13 protein-coding genes, 1 pseudogene and 1 CRISPR repeat array are annotated in these 23,318 nt (G+C 58.5%); of the genes and pseudogenes, 8 read left to right on the top strand and 6 right to left on the bottom strand.

The window, feature by feature from the left end:
* Positions 1-255 precede the first annotated feature (255 nt).
* On the top strand, positions 256-1,725 hold the full coding sequence (locus tag BL8807_RS00820) for a glycoside-pentoside-hexuronide (GPH):cation symporter (RefSeq protein WP_072725930.1): 1,470 nt from the start codon (positions 256-258) through the stop codon (positions 1,723-1,725).
* 414 nt (positions 1,726-2,139) lie between these two features.
* On the opposite strand, the gene BL8807_RS00815 is transcribed toward BL8807_RS00820, so the two are convergent.
* The 4 genes from BL8807_RS00815 to BL8807_RS00800 all read right to left on the bottom strand — a co-directional run bounded on the left by BL8807_RS00815 (position 2,140) and on the right by BL8807_RS00800 (position 5,840).
* Positions 2,140-2,784, bottom strand: a complete 645-nt coding sequence (locus tag BL8807_RS00815; protein ID WP_193057476.1) for a hypothetical protein — start codon at positions 2,782-2,784, stop codon at positions 2,140-2,142.
* Between the two features lie 128 nt (positions 2,785-2,912).
* On the bottom strand, positions 2,913-3,698 hold the full coding sequence (gene istB, locus BL8807_RS00810) for an IS21-like element helper ATPase IstB (RefSeq protein ID WP_072727143.1): 786 nt from the start codon (positions 3,696-3,698) through the stop codon (positions 2,913-2,915).
* On the bottom strand, positions 3,695-5,164 hold the full coding sequence (istA, locus tag BL8807_RS00805) for an IS21 family transposase (protein WP_072727144.1): 1,470 nt from the start codon (positions 5,162-5,164) through the stop codon (positions 3,695-3,697). Before istA ends, istB begins: the two co-directional genes overlap by 4 nt.
* A gap of 94 nt (positions 5,165-5,258) precedes the next feature.
* On the bottom strand, positions 5,259-5,840 hold the full coding sequence (locus tag BL8807_RS00800) for a hypothetical protein (protein ID WP_094725484.1): 582 nt from the start codon (positions 5,838-5,840) through the stop codon (positions 5,259-5,261).
* Positions 5,841-6,043: 203 nt separating this feature from the next.
* Here BL8807_RS00800 and cas9 point away from each other — a divergent pair, with 203 nt between their 5' ends.
* The 5 genes and pseudogenes from cas9 to BL8807_RS00775 all read left to right on the top strand — a co-directional run bounded on the left by cas9 (position 6,044) and on the right by BL8807_RS00775 (position 18,443).
* Positions 6,044-9,436, top strand: a complete 3,393-nt coding sequence (gene cas9 / locus BL8807_RS00795; RefSeq protein ID WP_072727130.1) for a type II CRISPR RNA-guided endonuclease Cas9 — start codon at positions 6,044-6,046, stop codon at positions 9,434-9,436.
* Positions 9,437-9,464: 28 nt separating this feature from the next.
* Positions 9,465-10,379: pseudogene (gene cas1, locus BL8807_RS00790) on the top strand (type II CRISPR-associated endonuclease Cas1).
* A complete protein-coding gene (gene cas2 / locus BL8807_RS00785; protein ID WP_072727131.1) occupies positions 10,366-10,698 on the top strand; it encodes a CRISPR-associated endonuclease Cas2 in 333 nt (110 codons plus the stop codon). Before cas1 ends, cas2 begins: the two are co-directional and overlap by 14 nt.
* A gap of 51 nt (positions 10,699-10,749) precedes the next feature.
* A CRISPR array of direct repeats spans positions 10,750-11,680; the repeat unit is 36 nt; unit sequence CAAGCTTATCAAGAAGGGTGAATGCTAATTCCCAGC.
* A gap of 1,005 nt (positions 11,681-12,685) precedes the next feature.
* Positions 12,686-16,006: a mupirocin-resistant isoleucine--tRNA ligase gene (gene ileS / locus BL8807_RS00780; protein WP_072727132.1), complete on the top strand. Its 3,321-nt coding sequence runs from the start codon at positions 12,686-12,688 to the stop codon at positions 16,004-16,006.
* Between the two features lie 187 nt (positions 16,007-16,193).
* Positions 16,194-18,443 (top strand): elongation factor G, encoded by a 2,250-nt coding sequence (locus BL8807_RS00775; protein ID WP_072727133.1) that lies wholly within the window; start codon positions 16,194-16,196, stop codon positions 18,441-18,443.
* A 30-nt stretch (positions 18,444-18,473) separates the two neighbouring features.
* Here BL8807_RS00775 and BL8807_RS00770 read toward each other — a convergent pair whose 3' ends face one another.
* A complete protein-coding gene (locus BL8807_RS00770; protein ID WP_143148029.1) occupies positions 18,474-19,565 on the bottom strand; it encodes a helix-turn-helix domain-containing protein in 1,092 nt (363 codons plus the stop codon).
* Positions 19,566-19,603: 38 nt separating this feature from the next.
* Between BL8807_RS00770 and BL8807_RS00765 the strand changes: the two genes are divergently transcribed.
* Positions 19,604-20,776 (top strand): MFS transporter, encoded by a 1,173-nt coding sequence (locus tag BL8807_RS00765; RefSeq protein ID WP_158217144.1) that lies wholly within the window; start codon positions 19,604-19,606, stop codon positions 20,774-20,776.
* A 16-nt stretch (positions 20,777-20,792) separates the two neighbouring features.
* Entirely contained in the window at positions 20,793-21,689 is an 897-nt protein-coding gene (locus tag BL8807_RS00760) for a glycoside hydrolase family 43 protein (protein WP_083570396.1), read from the top strand.
* Between the two features lie 206 nt (positions 21,690-21,895).
* On the opposite strand, the gene BL8807_RS00755 is transcribed toward BL8807_RS00760, so the two are convergent.
* The gene (locus tag BL8807_RS00755) at positions 21,896-23,170 is read right to left on the bottom strand and encodes an integrase catalytic domain-containing protein (RefSeq protein ID WP_226805655.1); all 1,275 of its coding nucleotides are present in this window, start codon (positions 23,168-23,170) and stop codon (positions 21,896-21,898) included.
* Positions 23,171-23,318 lie beyond the last annotated feature (148 nt).

The following is a 23,318-nucleotide window of genomic DNA, read 5'->3' as shown; positions in this document are numbered from 1 at the left end:
GGTCCTTTGGTTGTCGGGAAGAGGGGAGGGCGTGTCGGTGGCATCTTGCTTGATGAGGTTATCTGTTTGTTGGGGGAGGAGGTATTTGGTGGGGAGCAAAGACTGTGTCGCGTTGTTGTCTCGTCCATGTGTGCGGGTCGCGACACGCTGGTAGTAATTATTTTCAGTAATGAATTTTACTAAAAATAAGTAATGACATATACTATCTTCTGAGATCAACGGATGATCTTTTCCATCTCTTAAGGAGAACAAGCAATGAGCGATCACCAAGAACAGTCGTCCGTCCCGGCATCGACGCGGGGCAATCTCGGACGGCGCGTCGCCTACGCATTCGGCAACCTCGGCCAGGCCGCGTTTTATAACGCGCTCAGCACCTACTTCGTGGTCTACGTGACCAGCGTGCTGTTCGTCAACGTCGACAAAGGCACCGCCACCAAACTCATCGGCCTCATCACCGGACTGATCGTGGTGATCCGTATCGCGGAGATCTTCCTCGATCCGTTGCTGGGCAACATCATCGACAACACCACCACACGATTCGGCCGCTTCAGGCCATGGCAGTTCATCGGAGGCCTCGTCTCCGCCGTGCTGCTGGTCATGGTCTACACCGGCCTGTTCGGTCTGGTCAACGTGAACCAGACCTGGTTCATCGTGCTGTTCGTCATCGTGTTCATCGTGCTCGACGTGTTCTACTCGATGCGCGACATCTCCTACTGGGGCATGATCCCCGCCATCGCGTCGGATTCCAACGAACGCAGCGTCTACACCGCGCTCGGCACCTTCACCGGCTCCATCGGATACAACGGCATCACCGTCGTGGTCGTACCCATCGTCTCGTACTTCAGCTTCAAATTCACCGGCTCGCATACGGAAAGCCAAAGCGGCTGGACCGCCTTCGCCATCATCACCGCGCTGCTTGGCGTGCTCACCGCATGGACCGTCGCGTTCGGCACCAAAGAGAACGAAAGCGCGCTGCGATCCAAAGCGCAGAAGAACGGCAACCCGTTGCAGGCCTTCGCCGCCCTAGCGAAGAACGACCAGTTGCTGTGGGTCGCGCTGTCCTACCTGCTGTACGCCGTGGCGAACGTCGCCACCAACGGCGTGATGTTCTACCTGTTCAAATTCGTGCTCGGTATGCCCGACTCGTTCTCGATCGCCGGCGTCATCCCCGTGATCACCGGTCTGATCATGGCCCCCGCCTTCCCCGTGCTCAATCGGTGGATTCCACGCCGCTTCCTCTTCATCGTCGGCATGGCGCTGATGATCGCGGGCTACCTACTGTTCAGCGTCGCCGCCACCAGCCTGCCGGTGGTCATCATCGCGCTCATCCTGTTCTACCTGCCGGCCACGTTCATCCAGATGACCGCCATCCTGTGCCTGACCGACTCCATCGAATACGGACAGCTGAAAACCGGCCGCCGCAACGAGGCCGTGACCCTGTCGGTGCGTCCGATGCTCGACAAGATCGCCGGCGCGCTGTCCAACGGCATCGTCGGATTCATCGCCGTGGCCGCCGGCATGACCGGGACCGCCACCGCAGCCGACATGACCGCGTCCAACATCAGCACGTTCAAAACCTTCGCGTTCTACGTGCCGCTCGCCTTCATCGTGCTGAGCCTGCTGGTGTTCCTCTTCACCGTGAAGATCGACGAGAAGATGCACGCGCAGATCGTCACCGAACTCGAAGAGAAGCTGGGCACCGAAAGCATCGAAGCCGACGAATAGTCCGCGACCGGGATGTCGTCTGTCCTCTCGAATCCGGAGAGCGAGCCGACGAGTCTGACCACCTTGCCGATGTGGGGAAGTCCATATCTCGGTGAACCAGTGGTTTGCGAGATTTCAATCGTGTCCTCACTGCGCGGAACCCAGATGCCCGAGCGTCGCTGGATTCGGCGTGTTATATTGGAAATGCTAATTCTCAGTAAAGACGGACTCGATAGCCGTCTTGAATGCTAAGCAGAATTCTGCAGGGGCGGATTTCCGCCCCGTTTTTCTTTTCCTGTTTTTGAGCGATAATAGATGCAATTATTTGTTGAACGAAGGGGCTCAAATGACGAATCGTCGTTATCGTATTGGAATTGACGTCGGTCTGGGGTTAAGTGACAAAATGTGGGTCTTATTCGGGCGTGTTGGTGTTGGTCATGATCGTCCGGCCCATCCTTTTCTGATGCCGAACCCGCTTTCGTAGGCGTCGACGCCGGTCGTGGGCAGCTGCACCGCGGTCTCGGTCCCGGGCGCGGGCCCGTCCGGCTCCTCCCGCCTCGTTCGTTTCGCCCGCCAGCATTCCGGCGTGACGAACGATTCGGGGTCGGGGTCCCGGCTCTTCATGTACACCACCCATTCGCAGCAGCGCCTCATGTGCTCACCGGTCAGGCCGCGGTGCGCGTCGAGCACGCGTTTGACGTCGGCGTTGACGCCGCCCTCGATCCGGTTCGTGGTGGACGGCACCGGACCGCCGGCCACGAGGTCCGGATCGCAGAACGCGAACAGCTCGCCCCTCCGGTTGAGACGGACGAGGCGGAAGTACGCGCGGCGCAGCCGCTCGTGCGTCCACCACCACCTCCTGCCCGCCCTCGCCCTGGGATCGGACGGATCCGACGACGCCATGGTCCGCTGCCTGATGAACGCGCCGTGATCGTTGTGCCACCGGTTCAGCCCGGCCAGCCATACGGCGGCCCCGCCGGCGTCCCCCACCTTGGCGAGCCGTCCGGCCAGGGCGAGCAGCTCCCTGCCGGCCGGGGTCCCGGGCCTGCCGGTCAGGTCCCTCCTCGTGTTCCTGACCACGTGCACCAGACTGTCTTTTGTCAAGTTCGTGTCGGCTGGATGGTCGTGTTGTTTTCCGCAGGATGTGCAGCGGGTTTTCCGCAGGATGATCGTCCTGTGGGTTCGCCCGCTGCCTTGGTTTGTTTTGGTTATTTGGTCATGAGGGCGTTGCGGCTGCGGTAGCTTTCGCCCTTGAAGCGGATGAGCCTGCCGTGGTGGACGGTGCGGTCCACGACCGCGGCGGCCATGTTCGGGTCGCCGAACACCCTGGCCCATCCGGAGAATTCGATGTTGGTGGTGTAGACGACGCTCCTTGTCTCGTAGGAGTCGGATATGACCTGGAAGAGGAGGCGGCTGCCCTCCTCGTCGATGGGGATGTATCCGAGCTCGTCGATGATGATGAGGCGGGCCTTGGCGATGGCGGCGAGCTCCCTGTCGAGCCGGTTGTCCGCCTTGGCGCGTCTCAGGCGCATGACCAGGCTGGAGGCGGTGAAGAACCTCACCGGTATCCCGGCCCGGCACGCGGCCCTGCCGAGCGCGATGGCGAGATGGCTTTTGCCGGTGCCGACCGGCCCGTAGAGCACGAGGTCCTCGGCTTTCCCGACGAATTCGAGGCCTTCGAGCTGGCTCCGTCCCCAGTCGGCGGGCATGTCCAGGTTGGTCCAGTCGTATCCGTCGAGCTCCTTGTCGGACGGGAACCCCGCCGTCTTCATCAGCCGGGCGCGTTTGGCCCGGTCGCGCGATTCGAGTTCGGCTTGGAACCATCGTTCGATGAAGTCGAGCTGGGCGGGCGTGGCCTCGGCCAGCGTGTTGGCGAGCACGCTGCGGGTCAGGGTCAGTTGCTTGCTCATCGCCATGATGCGCTGGCTTGTGGCGATGGTGTCGGCCCTGCGCCTGCGGGTCTCGGGGATCTGTGGTTCGGGTCTGGTGCTCATGCGGTCTCCTTTCCGGGCCGGTTGAACCTGTCGTAGGCGCCGAGGTCGGGCAGGTCGCCGCCGTAGTCGATGTCGCCTTCCGCGATGCGTCTGGCCAGGATCGTCATATCGGCCTCGGAGAAATCGCATCCGTGTCGGATGAGATGGCCGGCGGCCCGCATCGCCGGTTCGAAGCCCGCGGCCTCGCAGGCCCTGGCGATGGCACTGAGACTGGCCTTGAGGGTCTTGTCGTCGGCCTGGTCGAGCCGTTCCCTCACGTCGTCGGGCACGTCGGGGCGGATCGAGCAGTCGCGCCACGCGCCGGGTTTGCGCGCGAGCAGAGGGAACACCGTGGCGGGATCCTGGATCGTGCGCGACGATCTGCCGTAGACGCGGGAGAGCTCCGCGATTGTGCGCCCGTCCGGATCCTTGACGGTGACGCTTGTGGCGCGGATGGCGACGTCGACCCTTCTGCCGTGCAGCGCGGGGCCGATCTGGTAGCGGTTGGAGTCGATCTCGACGCACCCGTACTTGTCGGCCTTGCGGGTCTCCCATCTGACCGCGTCGAACCGGCACGAGGGCAGCGGGCGCAACGCCTTCAAATCGTCGGCGAACAGCACGTCGATCGGCTCCAGGGCGCGGTAATGGACCTGTTCGCCGAGTTCGTCGCATTTGGCGAGCATGAGCCGGGTGAGCTGTTCGTGGGTCTCGGCCGCCATGGGCGGGACCATGAGGTTGCGCCGCAGGAACCCGACCGCGTTCTCCACGCTGCCCTTCTCGTTGCCCGAGTACGGGTTGCAGAAGCGCACGTCGAGGCGATGGTGGCTGACGAACGCCTCGAACACGCGCGACAAGGTCACGTTCCCCCTAGAGTCGCGATGGCCCGCGCCGGACGCGTTGTCGATCACGAGCGTGTGCGGGACGCCGCCGATGTGCTCGAATATCGAGGTCAGGCCCTCGCAGATGCATTCCGCGTTCTCGGCGGGCAGGCTCGCCGCGTACCGCTTGTTCGAATGCGGGAACGTGACGACCAGGCAATGGTCGTCCACCCATTCGCCCGCCAGCCGCGCCTTGGCCAGGCCGAAGTCCATCTGCACGCTCCCCGGCATCCACTCCAGCTCCACGTAGCCGTCGGACGGCTCGCGGTTCGCCGCGCGCCACTCGTCCACGTAGCGCAGCACGGTGGAGTACGAGCCCGTGAACCCGTGCTCGTCCCTGAGCCGGTCGTGCACGCGCTTGGCGGTGTGGCGCTGCTTGCGTGGCATGAGACGGTCGGCCTCCAGCCACGAATCAATCAACGGCTTGTAGCCGTCGAGCACCGACTTCACCCTGCGCCTGGCGGGCGGTTTCGGCGAGCAGTCCTCCATGCCCGCCCACTTCGCGACCGTGCCCCGGTCCACACCGAGCCTTCTGGCGATCTCCGTATGCGGCAGGCCCTTCGCGTCGAGCCTCCTGATATCTTGCTGTTTGGACATGGGTATCGTCACTGTCCTTTCCTTCCCCGGGCCGGCGGCAACCGGCCCCTGGCTGCTATTGGTTTGCAACCCGGGAATCTAACAGGCAGGACGAACCCATGGCCGCTCATATCATCACGAAGATGACGACACTGCGGAAAAACAGCTGCACATCAAGCGGAAAACACCATGCCACTCCTGCCCAAAGAACATTGAACATAAACACCAGACACCGCTGGACCCTCGCGTCCGGCCACTCGTCGCCGGCGGCGGCCAGGCAGCCGGCCCCGCCGTCGGCCACCAGCACGTCCGGCATGGGGATCCGTCCGAACAGCCGCCGGTACGCGGCGCGGCTCTCCGCGTCGCACCACTGCCAGCCCAACGGCTCGCCCCCGCCGTCGACGGCGATCAGCATGCACCAGCCGTGCGCGTACGTGCCGTCCGTCTCGACGACGTGGCATACGGCGCCGTCCGTCGCGATGGAGGGCCTGACGTTCCAGCACCACGCGACGCGGCGGGCGAAGGTGCGGCGGCTCACGCCGAGCCCGGCCGCGGCCTGGGCGGCGGTGCTCCGTCCCGTGATCCACGCGAGGAACGCGCGGAACTCGGCCATCCTCGTCAGATCGACGCGTTGCGCGACCGTGCCGGCCCGGCACCGGTCGCAGTGCCACCGCTGCCTGCCGGCCGAGGTGAACCCCTTCTTGCGCATCGCCTCCCCGCACAGCCCGCACCGTCTCGCCCTCGCCGATTTTCTCCTGCCCATGCATCCCACGACAGCAGAAGCACGAAACACAAGGAAAGTCAACCACGCCGCCTGATCAACACGCAGGACGTTAAAACCCCGCGACACGCGTTGCACGACAACGCCCCGCACCGGATTTAAGACCCACATTCTGTCACTTAACCCTCGGTCTGAAATCCGTGGGGCTTGCATGTATCCAAGTGGATGACGACGGTATGCCAGTCAGGATCCTCAACGCACAGAGCGTGATTCATGACGGTGGCATTGATCCCCAGAAGAACAAGGAAGCAATCACTCGGAAGAACATGTCTGGCGTGGCACGTCGTACTAGGCGTATGCGGCACCGGCGTCGTAAGCGTTTGGAAAAGCTTGACGCATTGCTCCAACAGTATGGGTATCCGATTGTTGATTCCAATACCTTGACCGAGCCTTTCGCAGAATGGATGATTCGAGCGAAAGCGGCGGATGAATTCATCGCAGATGAAGAGCAACGTAAAGAGGCTATTTCCGTGGCTGTCCGTCATATTGCTCGGCATAGAGGATGGCGCAATCCGTATCATCGTACGGAGTCATTGTTGAACGAGAACGATTATTCCGAACAGTATGGGCAGCTTCTGGAAAAGACCGAAAGATATCTTGACCGTGATCTTCCAGAAGGCCTAACCCCTGCGCAAATTATTGAAGAGGTACTGTCCGCTGGTTACGCGGAAGCTCTACGGCTGAGAACCGGATCCGTTAATCGGGAAGCACGTGAAGGACTTCTTCCTACAAAGCTTATGCAGGAAGACAATGCTAATGAACTTAAGGTGATCTTTTCCATGCAGCATGTTCCTGAGGGTGAGTCGAGAAAGCTTCTCTTGGCGGTTTTTCATGCGCATTCGCCTAAAGGGTCTACGGAACATCGCGTGGGGAAAGACCCTTTTGACCATGAACTGCGTGCGCTGAAGGCATCTTTGGTATTTCAACGCTATCGGATTGTGAGTATGCTGGCAAACTTGCGTATCGCAGAAAACGGATTCCAGCGACCTCTGTCCATTTCCGAAAAGGGAACTGTGTATGACAGTCTCACCGCACCATCAACAGAAGAAATCACTTGGTCTGATGTGGCCGAGATATTCGGTTGGAAGCGTTCACAAATCAAGGGCGTGGGCAGTCTGACCCCGGATGGGGAGGAACGTATCACCAGTCGCCCTCCGCGGCTGAACTCAGTGCAAAGCATCTTTGAATGCAAAGACAAGAAGCTCCGTGCGAAGCTGATTGACTGGTGGAGGGCAACGGACGAATCATCTCATGAGTCCATGATTCGATTGTTGTCGAACACGGTTGACGTGGGTAAAGTCCATGATGATCCGTGCTATGAGCAGGCAATCAGTTTTATAGATCAGCTGAACGATGAAGAGTTGTCGAAGCTTGACGAGATAAACCTGCAATCAGGTCGTGCCTCGTACTCTGAAGGAACCTTGCGCAAGCTCACTCATCAGATGCTGACCACAGATGACGATTTGCATGAGGCTCGTAAGCATCTTTTCGGAGTGGGAGATAATTGGCGTCCCGCAGCGGAGAGGATTGGAACTCCAGTTGGTAATCCGTCCGTTGATCGAGTATTGAAAATCGTCAATCGATATCTGATGAGTTGTCGCAACCGTTGGGGAGATCCAGAATCGGTGCAGATTGAGCATGTGCGTGATGCGTTATCTTCCGTTGCGACTGCGGGTAGGAACAAGAAGGCGTATGAGAACACCCAGAGGCGACGTACGCTGTACCGAGAAGATTTGATCAAATACCTTAAGGACGATATGCGAATTGCAAGTCCTCGTGAGTCCGATATTCGACGGTTGGAAGCGATTCAGCGTCAGAATGGACAATGTCTGTATTGTGGTGCTGGCATTAGCTTTAAGACATGTGAAATGGATCATATTGTTCCGCGTAAAGGAAAAGGGTCTACCAATACTCGGGATAACTTGGCCGCAGTATGTGCGGAATGCAACCGTATGAAGGGGAAGACTCCATTTGCCGCATGGGAGAAAACAGTCGCCGCTCAAGCTCGCAGAGTTGATATGAAGCAAGCTTTAGAACGTGTGGAAGCTTTCCTTCCTGGTGCAGATACTTCCTCTGAACAGAGAGCTTTCAAGCAATCGGTGAGCATGCGCTTGAAACAAACGGAGGAAGACGAGGCGATTGATAATCGTTCCATGGAATCAGTTGCGTGGATGGCCGATGAATTACATCGCAGGATTGATTGGTTCTATAACGCAGATCGTTACAATGGCAAATCGTTAGCAAAAACAGAAAAGGCTTTTATTGCGGTTAATGTATATCGAGGGCGCATCATCGCTGACGCACGTAAAGCAAGTGGTATTGATGGCGCTATTCATTTTGTGGGAGCCCATTACAAAACTCGTCTGGACAGGCGGCACCATGCAGTGGACGCGGCGATCATCGCGATGATGGATTCAGACAGCGCGCAAACTTTGTCTGTGCGCGGATCTTTGCGCGAATCGCAGGTTTTTTACGGGATTCATGATGGAATGGTGAGCTGGAAACGGTATCCGGAACCGGGGTCTGGCTCCTATGATTCGTACCGGCAATGGTCGAATCGTATGAAAACGCTGCTGGTCCTGCTGAATGATGCTCTTGATCATAATCGGATTATGGTTTCGCAGTGGCAACGCATGTCCTTGGGGAATTCAATCGCTCACAATGCGACGATTCACGCGTTGGATAAGTGTGAATTGGGAAGTGCCATTGACTCGGATACGATTCGTAAAGCTTCCACTCCTGCACTGTATTGTGCGTTAACACGTCTGCCTGATTACGATGTGGCGCATGGTTTGCCAGAGAATGTAGATCGGGTAATTCACCTAAATGGCCAGCGACTCGACGCAGCGGATAGGGTGTCGTTTTTTGCATCAAATGCTGCTCAGATTGCCGTACAAGGAGGGTCTGCGGATATTGGGTCGGCCATCCATCATGCCCGTATATACCGTTGTTGGAAAGAGGGTGCAAAGGGCGACAAGTGTTTCTACGGTATGATCCGTGTATTCCAAGTTGATTTGCTGCGAAGTGCTAGTGAAGATTTATTCACTGTTTCGTTACCTGAACACTCTGTATCAATGCGTTATGGCGAAAAGAAAATCGTGCGGGCGATTTATGAAGGTCGAGAAGAGTATTTGGGTTCTCTGGTGGTCGGGGACCTTATCAGAGTGGACTTTGGGGAGCAAAAAATAACGGGGCAGATCGCTGACATGCTCAACTTCTTTCAAAAGGACTGTACGCAGTCATTCAATGTATGCAGCGATTGGACCGTCGCAGGATTTGGAGACCCCTCGAAATTGATTCTAAGGCCTCGCTTTCTCTCTGCGGAAGGTTTGAAAGAGACGGCTGAGAAAAAAGGTGCAGAAGTGCCAGACGGGGTTCAGAAAATAGTGAGCGGAAAAGGATGGCGTCCTGCTATTGATCCTTTGGCAAATTTAAAACCGCAAGTGCTGAGATTCAATGCGTTGGGTGAACCACGTATGCGATCTCTGCATGGACTACCCACTTCATGGAGGTGGTGCGAATAAGAAAGGCTGAGACGGATGCGAGGAAGGTATGCAAAATGCATGGAGAGTAATTGATTGTACGGAACTTGAGGGACGAATCACTTATGTCCGTGGACGAGTCAGTATACAGCCAACGAATGCTGACTCGCCTACGGAAGTGCCGCTTGCCCAGACTGCTGTGATGTTGCTGGGGCTGAAGGCGAATTGCTCGACTGCGGCGCTGTATGAGTTGGCCAAATATGGTGTAAGCGTTATATTGTGTGATTGGCGGTCCGTTCCCATTTCCGCAATGCACTCATGGAGCGAAACGCATACATATGTCACGGCACGGCATATTGCACAGTCGCAGATGTCGTTACCTCGAAAAAAGAATGCTTGGGCGCGTATCGTGCAGAATAAAATACGCGGACAAGCCGCTTGTCTGGATTCTCAACATATTGATGGTGGTGGTTTATTGCGAGGCATTGCCGCGCAAGTAAGATCAGGCGATCCCGCGAATGTAGAAGGTTATGCCGCTAGGGAATACTGGAAACGAGTATTCCCTCGTGACCATGAGTTCACGCGCGCCCCCGGAAGTGGATTGGGCCGTAACGCTCAACTGGACTATGCCTACATGGTTTTATGAGGTTTTGCGATCAAAGCGGTTATATCAGCAGGATTATCACCAGTGTTTGGAGTGAACCATCATGGCAGAGGCAATTACTATTGTCTCGCTGATGATCTCATAGAGGTTTACCGTCCAGCAATTGATTTGGCTGTATCGAATCTTGACGAAGACGACGTTCTCTCGGACCGTGAAATCAAGCGTTACCTTGTTGATGCTGTGAATCAGCAGTTTAACGGTGTTGGTTTGACCATTCCAAGCTCTTTGAATGACTTTGCTCAGCAGTTTGGAATGTACTGCGAGAAAAAGATCGACCGTCTTGAGGTTCCTCTCTTTGAGGGGATCTATGAAAATCGATGAGGACAGCGGAGGCATGTGGTGTTTGGTGATGTTTGATTTGCCGGTGCGAACCAAGAAGCAAAGGCAAGAGGCCACACGGTTTCGTAACTTGCTGCTTGATATGGGCTATTCGATGGTGCAATTCTCTGTATACGCTCGATATACGCCAACTCAGGCTGGAAACAGGGCGACGGTGAAGATGGTAAAAGAAAACCTGCCAGCGAAAGGGCAGGTCCGAATACTGCATATCAGCGATCACCAGTGGTCGACGGCGCTGCGTTTTTCCAGTCGTAAGGTGGATCATGAGGAAGAAACTCCAGATACGCTTTTGCTTTTTTGATTGGAAAATCGAGCGTAACCTATTGGAAAATAGCCCTTCTTGACGAGCTATCAAGCTTATCAAGAAGGGTGAATGCTAATTCCCAGCGACCATTGGCTCGTCTACGTATACGCCACAAGCTTATCAAGAAGGGTGAATGCTAATTCCCAGCATTTGAAGCCGTGTATGTCGTGCGGGTGCAAGCTTATCAAGAAGGGTGAATGCTAATTCCCAGCAAAGGAGTTGGCGATGAATCCGCTGAAGCAAGCTTATCAAGAAGGGTGAATGCTAATTCCCCGCTTGGTGTGACGTTCATTGAGGTTACATCCAAGCTTATCAAGAAGGGTGAATGCTAATTCCCAGCGCTCATGCGGGATGAGCAGACCATCTATCAAGCTTATCAAGAAGGGTGAATGCTAATTCCCAGCACGCGATAGATGTCGAGTTCGCGGACGGCAAGCTTATCAAGAAGGGTGAATGCTAATTCCCAGCCGATCATCTGCGTGCCGACGCCGTTGCCCAAGCTTATCAAGAAGGGTGAATGCTAATTCCCAGCTGCATAGTAGGCGGTGTTGCCGTGAGCTCAAGCTTATCAAGAAGGGTGAATGCTAATTCCCAGCTAAGATCGTATCGGGTGGCGGTGGCCATCAAGCTTATCAAGAAGGGTGAATGCTAATTCCCAGCTAAGAAGCGCATGTCCTATTACTTTTCGCAAGCTTATCAAGAAGGGTGAATGCTAATTCCCAGCTGTAGGCCTGCGGGATCTCATCGATGAACAAGCTTATCAAGAAGGGTGAATGCTAATCCCAGCCTTTGGTCAGGCGGTGAGCAGCACGAAGCAAGCTTATCAAGAAGGGTGAATGCTAATTCCCAGCCAAACATCCCGTGAATGCGGGCAAGATGCAAGCTTATCAAGAAGGGTGAATGCTAATTCCCAGCGAATGGAGCGGCCACGTTCCCGTGATGCCAAGCTTATCAAGAAGGGTGAATGCTAATTCCCAGCTAGATGGCGGAGGAGAGTTCGTGGAGGTTCAAGCTTATCAAGAAGGGTGAGCAGGGATCTTTCGTCGTCCCTGTTCCCGATATAAATAGAGTCGTATATGGTGTCGCTGAGTGATGACAATGAGACCTGCATCGGTGAAAATGTTAGTTCTTCATACGAGGGATTGGCGTTGTCTTTGTGAATGGTCTACTTTGGTTTTTGCGCGTGATTAATATTTGAAGCTGAGAATTAGTGCTTTAGTTGCGTGTTTAAGCCGTCTTCTGTTGGAGAAGACGGCTTTTTCAATATGTTTCATGACGACATCTGTTTTGAGATTCTGTCTCGGCATACCATGCCAATAAATATTTGGAGAGCCATGAAAGGAGATTCGGATGTGGCGTATAGATATGACTGTTATGCATGTGGAAAAGGAACGTCACTTTACGGTGAAAGTGCTAAGAGCCGCACTGCTGGTTGTGGTCAGCATGCGCGTAGCGATGCATTGCATATTCCAAGTGTTTTCCTATGAGAGAGTGATATAGCTTCTCTTTGTGAGCGGCAGTGCGTGCGGTAGATATTTCTCTTTGTTGAGCAGTGAACCTATTTCCGATCTTGTGAGGATTGTCGTGTGAACCTCTTGCAACACTGCGCGGAACCCACCGGAACTTCGTCCGCCCGGCGGTGCTATGATGGGCGGCGTTGTGACGCGACGATCCGTTATCAGCGGGGAGCGCTCGGAAGAACGGCGGCGGCCGTCGGTGCGAAGCATATCGCACGGCGAACGCGGCTTATTAGACCCGACGGGACCGGCCCGAAACAGCCGGACATGAAGCGGTCGCGCATCATCGCCCCAAACCGGGCGACGAAGCGTGGCAAGCGAGGTGGTACCGCGGTAATGCCGCGGCCGGTGCGGTCCGCATCCCGAAGCGCAGCAGCAGCGCGACAGCGGGGAACGGATGAAACGACCGGCCCGTCATCATCGTCCTCGTGAGGAAACCAACGAAGCATCTCACGAGGAGAACAGCGGTGAGCGAGAACACCAACAGCGTGTATCCCAAGGCATCGGTGAGCGACGAAACCCAGCACGTCGCCCCGAACCCCAGCTTTCCCAACCTGGAGGAATCCGTCCTCAAGTACTGGGACCAGGACGACACCTTCAACAAATCCATCGAACGCAACCCCTCCGGCGACCACAGCCAGAACGAGTTCGTGTTCTTCGACGGCCCGCCCTTCGCCAACGGTCTGCCGCACTACGGCCATCTGCTGACCGGCTACGCGAAGGACGTGATCCCGCGCTACCAGACCATGAAGGGGCGCAAGGTCAACCGCGTGTTCGGCTGGGACACCCACGGCCTGCCCGCCGAACTGGAGGCGCAGAAGGAGCTCGGCATCGACTCCGTGGACCAGATCCACGAGCTCGGCATCGACAAGTTCAACGAGGCCTGCCGCTCCTCGGTGCTCAAATACACCAACGAATGGCAGGAGTACGTGCACCGTCAGGCCCGCTGGGTCGACTTCGAGCACGGCTACAAGACGCTCAACATCCCCTACATGGAGTCTGTGATGTGGGCGTTCAAGCAGCTCTACGACAAAGGCCTGGCCTACAAGGGCTACCGCGTGCTGCCGTACTGCCCGAAGGACCAGACGCCGCTGAGCGCGCACGAGCTGCGCATGGACGCCGACGTCTACCAGGACCGTCAGGACACCACTGTCTCTGTGGCCGTCAAGCTGCGCGACGAGGAGGACGCCTACGCCGTCTTCTGGACCACCACGCCGTGGACCGTGCCCACCAACTTCGCCATCGTCGTCGGCGCCGACATCGACTACGTCGAGGTGCGCCCCACCGAAGGCAAGTTCGTCGGCAAGAAGTTCTACCTCGGCAAGCCCCTGCTCGCCTCCTATGCGAAGGAGCTCGGCGAGAACTACGAGATCGTGCGCGAACTCAAGGGTGCCGAGATGGAAGGCTGGCGTTACTGGCCGGTGTTCCCATACTTCGCCTCCGACGAGGCGCTCGCCGAAGGCGGCACCCCCGGCCCGAACGCCTATCAGATCTTCACCGCCGACTACGTCGACACCAACGAGGGTACCGGCCTCGTGCATCAGGCGCCCTATGGCGAGGACGATATGAACACGCTCAACGCGCACGGCATCAAGAGCGTGGACGTGCTCGACGAAGGCTGCCACTTCAACGCGCTGTGCCCCGACTATGAGGGCCAGTACGTGTTCGACGCGAACCTGCCGATCCTGCGCAACCTGCGCGCCGGCGACGGTCCGCTCGCCCGCATGGGAGAGGACCAGCGCGCGATTCTCTTCCAGGAGAAGAGCTACGTGCACTCCTACCCGCACTGCTGGCGCTGCGCCACCCCTCTGATCTATAAGCCGGTCTCCAGCTGGTTCGTCTCCGTGACCAAGATCAAGGACCGTCTGCTCGAACTCAACCAGGAGATCAACTGGATCCCCGACAACGTCAAGGACGGACAGTTCGGCAAATGGCTCGCCAACGCGCGCGACTGGTCCATCTCCCGCAACCGTTTCTGGGGCAGCCCGATCCCGGTGTGGGTGAGCGACGATCCGAAGTATCCGCGCGTCGACGTGTACGGCTCGCTGGAGGAGCTCAAAGACGACTTCGGCGACTATCCGCGCGATGACAAGGGTGAGATCAACATGCACCGCCCGTGGATCGACAATCTGACCCGCGTCAACCCGGACGACCCGACCGGCAAGAGCCGCATGCACCGCATCACCGACGTGCTCGACTGCTGGTTCGAATCCGGCTCCATGCCCTTCGCGCAGTTCCATTACCCGTTCGAGAACAAGGACTTCTTCGAACAGCACTTCCCGTGCGACTACATCGTCGAATACATCGGCCAGACCCGCGGCTGGTTCTACACGCTGCACATCATGGCCACCGCCCTGTTCGACAAACCCGCGTTCAAGAACGTGATCTGCCACGGCATCGTGCTCGGCTCCGACGGCCAGAAGATGTCGAAGCACCTGCGCAACTATCCGGACGTCAACGGCGTGTTCAACGACTTCGGCTCCGACGCGATGCGTTGGTTCCTCATGTCCTCGCCGATCCTGCGCGGCGGCAACCTGATCGTCACCGCCGAAGGCATCCGCGACACCGTGCGCCAGGTCATGCTGCCGGTGTGGAGCTCCTACTACTTCTTCACGCTGTACGCCAATGCGGCCAACGGCGGCAAGGGCTTCGACGCGCGCACCCTGCGTGCCGACGAGGTGGCCGCCCTGCCCGAGATGGACCGCTACCTGCTGGCCCGCGCCCGCATGCTGCTCGAGCGCGCGACCAAGTCGCTGGACGAGTTCGCGATCTCCGACGCCTGCGACGCGGTAAGCGACTTCATCGACGTGCTCACCAACTGGTACATCCGCAACACGCGAGACCGCTTCTGGAACGAGGACGAGAACGCGTTCAACACGCTGTACACCGTGCTCGAGGCGTTCATGCGCGTGCTCGCGCCGCTCGCCCCGATGGAGGCCGAAGCCGTGTGGCGTGGCCTGACCGGCGGCGAATCCGTGCATCTGGCCGACTGGCCGGCGCTGGTCGACGCGTCCGGCGCCGCGACCGAACTGGGCGAGGTGCTGGTGGGCGACGATGCGCTCGTCGCCGCCATGGAGAAGGTGCGCGAGGTGGTCTCCGGCACCTTGTCGCTGCGTAAGGCCGAGCAGATCCGCGTGCGCCAGCCGTTGTCCAAGCTCACCGTCGTGGTGGCCGATCCGACCGCCGTCGCCGCGTATGAGGAGATTCTGAAGTCCGAGCTCAACGTCAAGGCCGTCGCGCTCTCCACACTGGAGGACGCCGGCGAGCATGGGTTGAAGATCGTCAACGAGCTGCGTGTGAACGCGCGCGCCGCCGGCCCTCGCTTGGGCAAGCAGGTGCAGTTCGCGATCAAGGCCTCCAAGTCCGGCGCATGGCATGTGGACACCTCCGGCGCTCCCGTGGTGGAGACCCCGAACGGGGAGATCGCGCTGGTCGAAGGCGAGTACGAGCTGATCAACCGTGTGGAGCAGGAGAACGCGGATGCCGATGCGGCCGCCGTCTCCGCGGCTCTGCCGACCGGTGGTTTCGTGATCCTCGACACCGCGCTGACCGACGATCTGGTGGCCGAAGGCTACGCGCGTGATGCGATTCGCGCCGTGCAGGACGCCCGTAAGTCCGCCGGTCTCGACATCGCCGACCGTATCGCGCTGACGTTGACCGTGCCCGCCGCCGATGCGGCCAAGGCCGAACAGTTCAAGGATCTGATCGCCGGCGAGACGCTGGCCACCTCCCTTGAAATCGAGGCCGCGGACGTGAAGGAACTCGGCGTTCAGGTCGTCAAGGCCTGATTGGCGGGTTCGCATGGGCGTCGCGCGCAGTGACGCCCGTGCGAGGAAACCGCACACGAAAGCACATTTCGTATAGGCTGGGATTCGTTGGAATTCCAACGAATCCCAGCCATTTTTATTCGTTTGGTCCTCGCAAAAGGGTCGCACGGACACGTTCTGGACATCGCCGCGTGCGAAAGGGGTTCCGATGAAACACATCGTTGCGGGCATCGTGGCCCATGTGGACGCGGGGAAAACCACCCTGTCCGAAGCGTTGCTCTACCGCACGGGCGAAATCCGCAAACTCGGCCGCGTGGACCACGGCGACGCCTTCCTCGACACCGAATCGTTGGAAAAGCAGCGCGGCATCACCATCCATGCGCATCAGACCAAAGTCGTTCGCGGCGATCTCGAACTCACCCTGCTGGACACGCCGGGCCACGTCGACTTCGCGGCGGAAACCGAGCGTGTATTGCGCGTGCTCGATTACGCGATCCTCGTCGTCTCCGGCATCGACGGCGTGCAGGGGCATACGGAAACGCTGTGGCGATTGCTGTCGCAATACCATGTGCCGACATTCGTTTTCGTCAACAAAATGGACTCCCCAAGCGCCGACCGTGAGACGGTACTCGCCCAACTGCATCGCCGCTGCTCCGATGCGTGCCTACCGCTTGCGGCCGCCATGTTCGGCGGAGAGGAATCGTCCGACTCGACCGGGCAGGTGGGTGGAATCACATCCGGAGATGACGAACCTTCCGCCGAACTGCTCGAATCCATCGCCGAACAGGACGAACTCGCGTTGGACGAGTTTCTGGAGACCGGCGGAATCTCATTGGGCCGCATCCAAACCATGATCGCCGAACGCAGACTGTTCCCCGTCTTCTTCGGTTCCGCGCTGAAACTCGACGGCATCGACGAGTTCATGGCCGGCCTGTCGCGGCTGGCTCGCGAGCCTCAATGGCCGGCCGAATTCGGAGCGCGGGTGTTCAAAATAGCCCACGACCAGCAGCACAACCGCCTCACTTGGCTGCGCGTCACCGGCGGCACGCTGAAAGCCAAGACGATGCTGAGTTCCACGCCGGTCGCGTCGGAGGCACCGCTTCACTCAGCCGGTGGGCAGTCTGATGGGGGAGCGGCCGCGCAAGACGAACGCTGGCATGAGAAAGTCGACCAACTGCGCGTCTACAACGGCGCGAAATTCGACATCGCCACAGAGCTGCCCGCCGGCGCCATCTGCGCCGCGACCGGCCTGACCCAAACATTCCCCGGCGAGGGACTCGGTTTCGAGAAGGATGCCGAATCGCCCGCATTGCAGCCGGTGCTCACCTACACCGTCCTACCTCCCGACGCGAAACCCGAGATGGAGACGGCGGCGCGACGGCCGGCCAAGTCTCCTGCATCCGATTCCCCGGACGGAAAGAGCAATCCAGACGACTCAGGCAAGTCCGAGGAATCGGACGAATCGCAAGCCGATGCTGCGCAGCGTAAGGCCGCGCCGAAGCCGACGTTTGACGATCTGATGCTGCACAAACTTTTGGGCGCGCTTCGCGAACTTGAGGACGAGGAACCGTTGCTGCACGTCGCGTGGGTGGAGCGGCTGCAGGAGATCCACGTGCAGCTGATGGGTGCCGTACAGTTGGAGATCGTCCAGCAAACCTTGCGCGACCGGTTCGGTCTGGATGTGGCGTTCGGTCCGGGCGGCATCCTCTACCGTGAGACCGTCACCGAAACGGCGGAAGGCGTGGGGCATTTCGAACCGCTGCGCCATTACGCCGAAGTGCATATTCTTTTGGAACCGGGGGAGCCAAGCGGCGGCGTGAGCATCGCCAGCGCGGTGAGCGAGAACGAGCTCGACCGCAACTGGCAGCGGCTCATCATGACGCATATGCGCGAAAAGGAGCATCTGGGTGTGCTCACCGGCTCGCCGCTGACGGATGTGAGGATGACGTTGGTCGCAGGCCGGGCGCATCTCAAACACACGGAGGGTGGCGACTTCCGCCAGGCCACCTACCGGGCGATCCGGCAGGGACTGATGCGGCTGAAGGAGCGCGGCGCATGCCGTGTGATGGAACCGTGGTACCGTTTCCGCCTGGAGGTGCCGGGGGAGATGGTCGGTCGCGCCATGTCGGATATCCAACGCATGGCCGGTTCGTTCGAACCGCCGGTGATGGACGCCGACTACGCGCTGCTGGTGGGGGAGTGCCCCGTTTCGGAGATGCGCGACTATGCGATGGAGGTGCACTCATACACGCACGGCCGCGGGCGTCTGAGCTGCACATTCGCCGGATACCGTCCCTGCCATGACGAGGAACGGGTGGTCGCGCAATCCGCGTACGACCCCGAATCTGACCTCGAGAACACCCCGGACTCGGTGTTCTGCGCGCACGGTGCCGGATACCCCGTCAAATGGTACAAAGTCCCCGACTTCATGCACCTCGACTGGGCGGTGGAATCGTAAAGCGCATCCCACGGCGAACGCACGGCGCGATTATGTGCCCAATCCTGTTTTCAGGAATGCGTTTCGATACTGTTTGGGGGTCAGAGAGAACCGCTTCTGGAAGATTTTGTGGAAGTAGCTGGGGCTTGTGAACCCCACAAGTCGGGTGATTTCGGCGATGGTGAGTTCCGATTGGGTCAGGGCCGTGGCCGCCTCGTTAAGACGTGTTTCATTGATAAGGGTCCCGAGGGTTTTTCCGCTGTGTGATTTGCTGTATCGGGAGAGGTATCCGACGCTGTATCCCAGTTGATGTGCGATGGACTCGATGGAGATATGCGCGATATCCCGATCGATGATTTGTTGGATGGAAGCGATGAGAGGGTCTGCGTGGGCGCGCTCGTCCAACGTCTGGCTGAGGTAGTGAACGCATTCCAACAGGTTGCCGACGACCGCGTAATGCAACGAATGTTCGGAGGAACCGTATTCCACGATAAGGCGATTGATGGCTGATTCCAGAGATGGATTCTTGTCCGGTCCGATGGCGATGTAGGGTATGTCGCTCAAGGAAGAGGCCCATTGGTGGAAGGCTTCGTCATGGGAGTGCGGTGCGAGTGCGCGCATTCGATTGATGATGGTCTCGGAGACGAGCATGTCGATTTCAATGGGGACTGAATCCGCGTCTCCTCCGACGGGTGAGATCAGATGCTTCGCACCCGGTTGGATGGCTATGGTTCCGCCCGCTCGCACGATTTCCGTCCGTCCCTCGATCCAGAGCATGACGCTGCCTTTGAGCACATGGGTGACTTCGACGTAGTCGTGGAAATGCGGTTTTGACCGATGCTCAAGTTCGTGCGCGATGATGCCGAACCCATCGTCGGGTGAGATATGTTCGACCGCTTGGGCGACGTCCTGAAAGGATGTGAGTTCGATGCGCTGCTGGGCGACGTCGATGCTGTTGTGGGACATGTCGACGTTTTGGAAATCCACATACTTGATGAGGTCGTCGGGATTTCGCTGCAGAACATCGCGTATATCCAAGTGGGGCAATGCGTGTGAACGTCTATCCTTCATAAAGGTCATTATCGAGCACACTGTGGTCATTATGCAAGATAAATGGCTTAATACAGTAAGTCTTGACAGCAATGTCGCATCAAAACAAGGTTGTTTTCGAGGAGAATAGTATGCGTATCGCAAAACCGACAATAGGTATCCTGACGTTAAGCATGATTTCGTTGTCAGGAATCTTCATCACTCCGGTTATCGGACTCGTGGCGGAGGCTTTTCCGCAAGCTTCGCTGAGCAGCGTGCAGATGATCGTTTCTGTCTCCACGCTGACGGCTCTGGTCGGAGCTTGGTGCACAGGCAAGCTCGTGCAGCTCTTTTCGCGCAAAACCGTCGCATTGCTTGGTATCGCTGGCGTCTTGGTGTTCGGATTCCTGCCGTTTATCGTGCATTCGAGTCTGAGCGTCGTTATCGCATTGTCCGGATGCCTGGGTGTGTGCTTGGGTCTTATCAACAATACGTTGCCGGCCTTCATCTCCGAGCATTACGATGTGGAGCAGCGTCAAGGAATGATGGGCAAGCAGGTCGCCTTCGCCAGCATCGGCGCGATGGTCTTCATCTACGCCGCAGGAATGCTGGGCACCGTCGCTTGGTACTACGCCTATCTGGTATACCTGTTCGCTGCGATTGTCTTGCTGGTTTGCTGGTTCACTCTTCCTAAAGATGCGGTGGCCGAGGATGGGAACCGAGGCGAACAGAAATTCTCCATCACGCAGGCGTTGACACCTAAGGTCCTGTTCCTGCTCGCGGCTGGTTTCTTCTTCCTGATCGCCAACAACGCATACAGCAACAACCTCGCGCTGCTGGTCGCTCAGAACAATCTTGGCGATAGCGGCACCGCCGGTCTCGCCACCACCATCGGCCAGTTGGGCGGTTTGATCGCAGGCCTGCTTATCGGACGGCTGGCGAAACGCATCACCAATCACCTGTTGATGCTTGGATTCGTCATCGAAGGCGTCGCTCTTCTTGTTGTCGGATTCGCTCCCAATCTGCTGGTGCTCGTCATCGGATGCTTCTTCGTCGGTGCGGGACTGAGTGTGTACTACGCTCAAGCGCCCTTTCTCATCACCGTGCTTGAGAAGCCGTATCTGATCCCTCTCGGCATCGCCGCTATGACCACGGCGAACGCGCTTGGCGGTTTCGCCAGTCCGGTGGTGGTCAACGCCATCAACGGACTGTTCGGATCCACAGCCGCGGGAGCGATGTGCATTGGCGCTACCATGGCTCTGATCGTTGCCGTTGTCCTTGGCGTGACGAACTACCAGAAGCATTGTCTGGACGCTGTTCGGTGAATGGCGACCCGTTGGTATGAACAAGAAATGGGATGTGACGATGAATCTTGAACAGATTAATATTCGCGACCCTTTCGTTATGGAATATGACGGAAGCTACTACATGTACGGAACCCGTGCCGAAGGCGTATGGGGAGAGATGGACGGATTCGATTGCTACGTTAGCGATGATTGCGTCCAATGGAATGGGCCTGTTGAGGTTTTCCACAAGCCGGAAGGTTTTTGGGCGGAGCGCGCGTACTGGGCTCCGGAATGCTACCGCCGCAACGGCAAATTCTATCTGATCGCCACTTTGGCAGATGTCGAAGGCCGCAAATCGGTGAATGTGTTGGAATCGGAATCGCCCGTTGGCCCATTCGTCTATCTGTCTCGCCTTACTGATCCGGCTCAGGCCTGTATCGACGGTACGCTCTACGAAGAAGACGATAAGGTCTACTTGGTGTATTCGCATTCTCTTGAAGATGTGCCCGAGGGAAATATGGATGCGGTGGAGGTATCCTCCGATTTGACCCATGCGATTGGAAATCCATTCACCGTATTTCGGGCGTCCGACGCATCTTGGAGCGTGCCGGTGCCATTCGCGAAGGCTGAATTCGGCATCGATGGGCCAGCCTATTTCTCCGACGGTCCTTTCCTTGAGAAAACCTTGCAAGGAAAGCTGGTCATGCTGTGGTCCAGCTGGTCGGAACAGGGATATTCAGTCGGGCAGGCCGTGTCCTCCGACGGCAGCATTCGTGGGCAATGGGTACACGAGCACAAGCCTTTGATTGGCCAAGGCGGGCATGGAATGCTGTTCACCGGGCCTGATGGCAAACGCTACTTTGCAATGCATGCGCAGAATGATCACGAACCCGAGCATCCTCGGTTCCTTGAAGTCGCGGAATCAGAGCAAGGTCTCGCTATGCGCATCTGATCTTCTGCTTTCAAGCGGCTCTCGACTGTTCTTCCAGTCGAGAGCCGCTCGCTATGGTTGGGGTTGATGATGCTCGGAATTCAGTCTGTAGAGCTGCTTTTCTCGTGGCTGAGACGCTGTGTAATGGCGAGGTTCGTCATTAATAAGTGAGCGCGTAATCGTTGTTCGTTTGTCGTAATGGGTGAGCGCGAAACGGTGCCTGCGATCTATTTGTCGTTTTGTCCGGCGTCGGCGCGCATGCGTTCGATCGCCTTTCCCAAGTATCCCATGTCCAGGCCGGCGCGGCGGGCCATCGCCTCGGTGCGGTCCCGGCTGACGCGTTCGAGTTCGTCCTGGATGACGGCGATCTCGCGGTTGAGGCGGGCGGGGTTGGTGGCGGCGATGATCCCCTCGATGCGGCGGCGGGCGTCGTCGACGACGTATCCGCCGCCCCCGGCGGCGCGGTCGGCGGCGTCGTGCTCCAGCACGCGCGCCCACGGGGTGCGGGGCTCGTCGTACACGGTCTTCCTGCGCCCGTCGCGCCCCTGGTCGACGCGCACGGGCTTGCGGGTGGGCGTGAACAGGTTCAGCAGCACGTAGGTCTTCGCCCACAGCCGGTTGAGCAGCTCGCGCTGCTGCGCGGTGTCGTAGCGCCAGTGGAACGCGTATTTCCTGACGACGTGGTTGTTGCGCGACTCGACGGTGGCCTGGTCGTTCTTCCTGTACGGGCGGCTGCGGGTCTGTTCGATGTCCTGTTCGAGCAGCCAGTCGACGAGCTCGTCGTTGATGAACTCGACGCCGTTGTCGGAGTCGAAGCAGGTGACGGGAAACGGGAAGAGCGGCAGGGCGGTGGCGACCGCTGCCTTGATGTTGGATTTGGCATTGTTGCGGGCGGTGACGTTCACGGTCCAGTTCGTCGCGTAGTCCACCATCGTCAGGGTGCGGGCGAACTCGCCCTTCATGCTGGGCCCGCAGTGGGCCACGGTGTCTGCCTCGGCCAGGCCGGGAACGCGGATTGTCTCGTCGGTGCATTTGCGGATCCTGATCGAGTTGCGCATGTGCTCCGCGGCCGGCCGGGTCAGCGACGCGCCCTTCGGCATGGCGGCCTGTTTGAGCGGTCTGAGCCGCCGGTCGATGGTCGACGGACTCATCGCCAGCACCTGGTCCAGCGCGTCGCCGTCGATGCCGTCGAGCTCGCCGTTCGCCAGGAGCGCGGGAATCCACTGGTCGAACATGGCCTTCATGTACGGGCCGCACGGCATGCCCATGAGCAGCCACAGGCGCTCCAGCAGCCGCTGCGCGCCCGCGTCGTACTTCGGCCGCCTGCCCCGCGCCGCGCCTTTCACGGGTTTCTCCCTCTCCGCCTGCGTGAGCAGCCGCCGGGCGGTGGACCTGCCCATCCCGACGGCCTCGAGGCGGTCGAGGATCTCGCCCTTCTGTTTCTTGTCGCCCTTGGCGTACTCCGCCTTGAACCTGTTCGTCAGCCGTTTTCTCGTGGCCATGTCCAGTCTGCCTTCCATAAGGCAAGCATCCCCGCGAACGACGCGGGCCGCGCGGGATTTCGCGCTCATTATTTATGACGAACGGAATCCAATTTCGCGCTCAAACATTACGACGAACGTCGATGGCGATATCTGTTGCTTAAAATTC

This window comes from Bifidobacterium lemurum, from assembly GCF_014898175.1.
In the GTDB taxonomy this organism is placed as follows: domain Bacteria; phylum Actinomycetota; class Actinomycetes; order Actinomycetales; family Bifidobacteriaceae; genus Bifidobacterium; species Bifidobacterium lemurum.
The sequence above is the reverse complement of the archived record's forward strand: the minus strand, read 5'-3'. Positions and strand labels throughout refer to the sequence as shown.

Excerpts from the sequence above, each read along its gene's own strand:
- BL8807_RS00820 (WP_072725930.1), top strand. The coding sequence starts at position 256 with ATGAGCGATCACCAAGAACAGTCGTCCGTCCCGGCATCGACGCGGGGC.
- istB (WP_072727143.1), bottom strand. The coding sequence starts at position 3,698 with ATGAGCACCAGACCCGAACCACAGATCCCCGAGACCCGCAGGCGCAGG.
- BL8807_RS00800 (WP_094725484.1), bottom strand. The coding sequence starts at position 5,840 with ATGCGCAAGAAGGGGTTCACCTCGGCCGGCAGGCAGCGGTGGCACTGC.
- cas2 (WP_072727131.1), top strand. The coding sequence starts at position 10,366 with ATGAAAATCGATGAGGACAGCGGAGGCATGTGGTGTTTGGTGATGTTT.
- BL8807_RS00775 (WP_072727133.1), top strand. The coding sequence starts at position 16,194 with ATGAAACACATCGTTGCGGGCATCGTGGCCCATGTGGACGCGGGGAAA.
- BL8807_RS00765 (WP_158217144.1), top strand. The coding sequence starts at position 19,604 with ATGCGTATCGCAAAACCGACAATAGGTATCCTGACGTTAAGCATGATT.
- BL8807_RS00760 (WP_083570396.1), top strand. The coding sequence starts at position 20,793 with ATGAACAAGAAATGGGATGTGACGATGAATCTTGAACAGATTAATATT.
- BL8807_RS00755 (WP_226805655.1), bottom strand. The coding sequence starts at position 23,170 with ATGGCCACGAGAAAACGGCTGACGAACAGGTTCAAGGCGGAGTACGCC.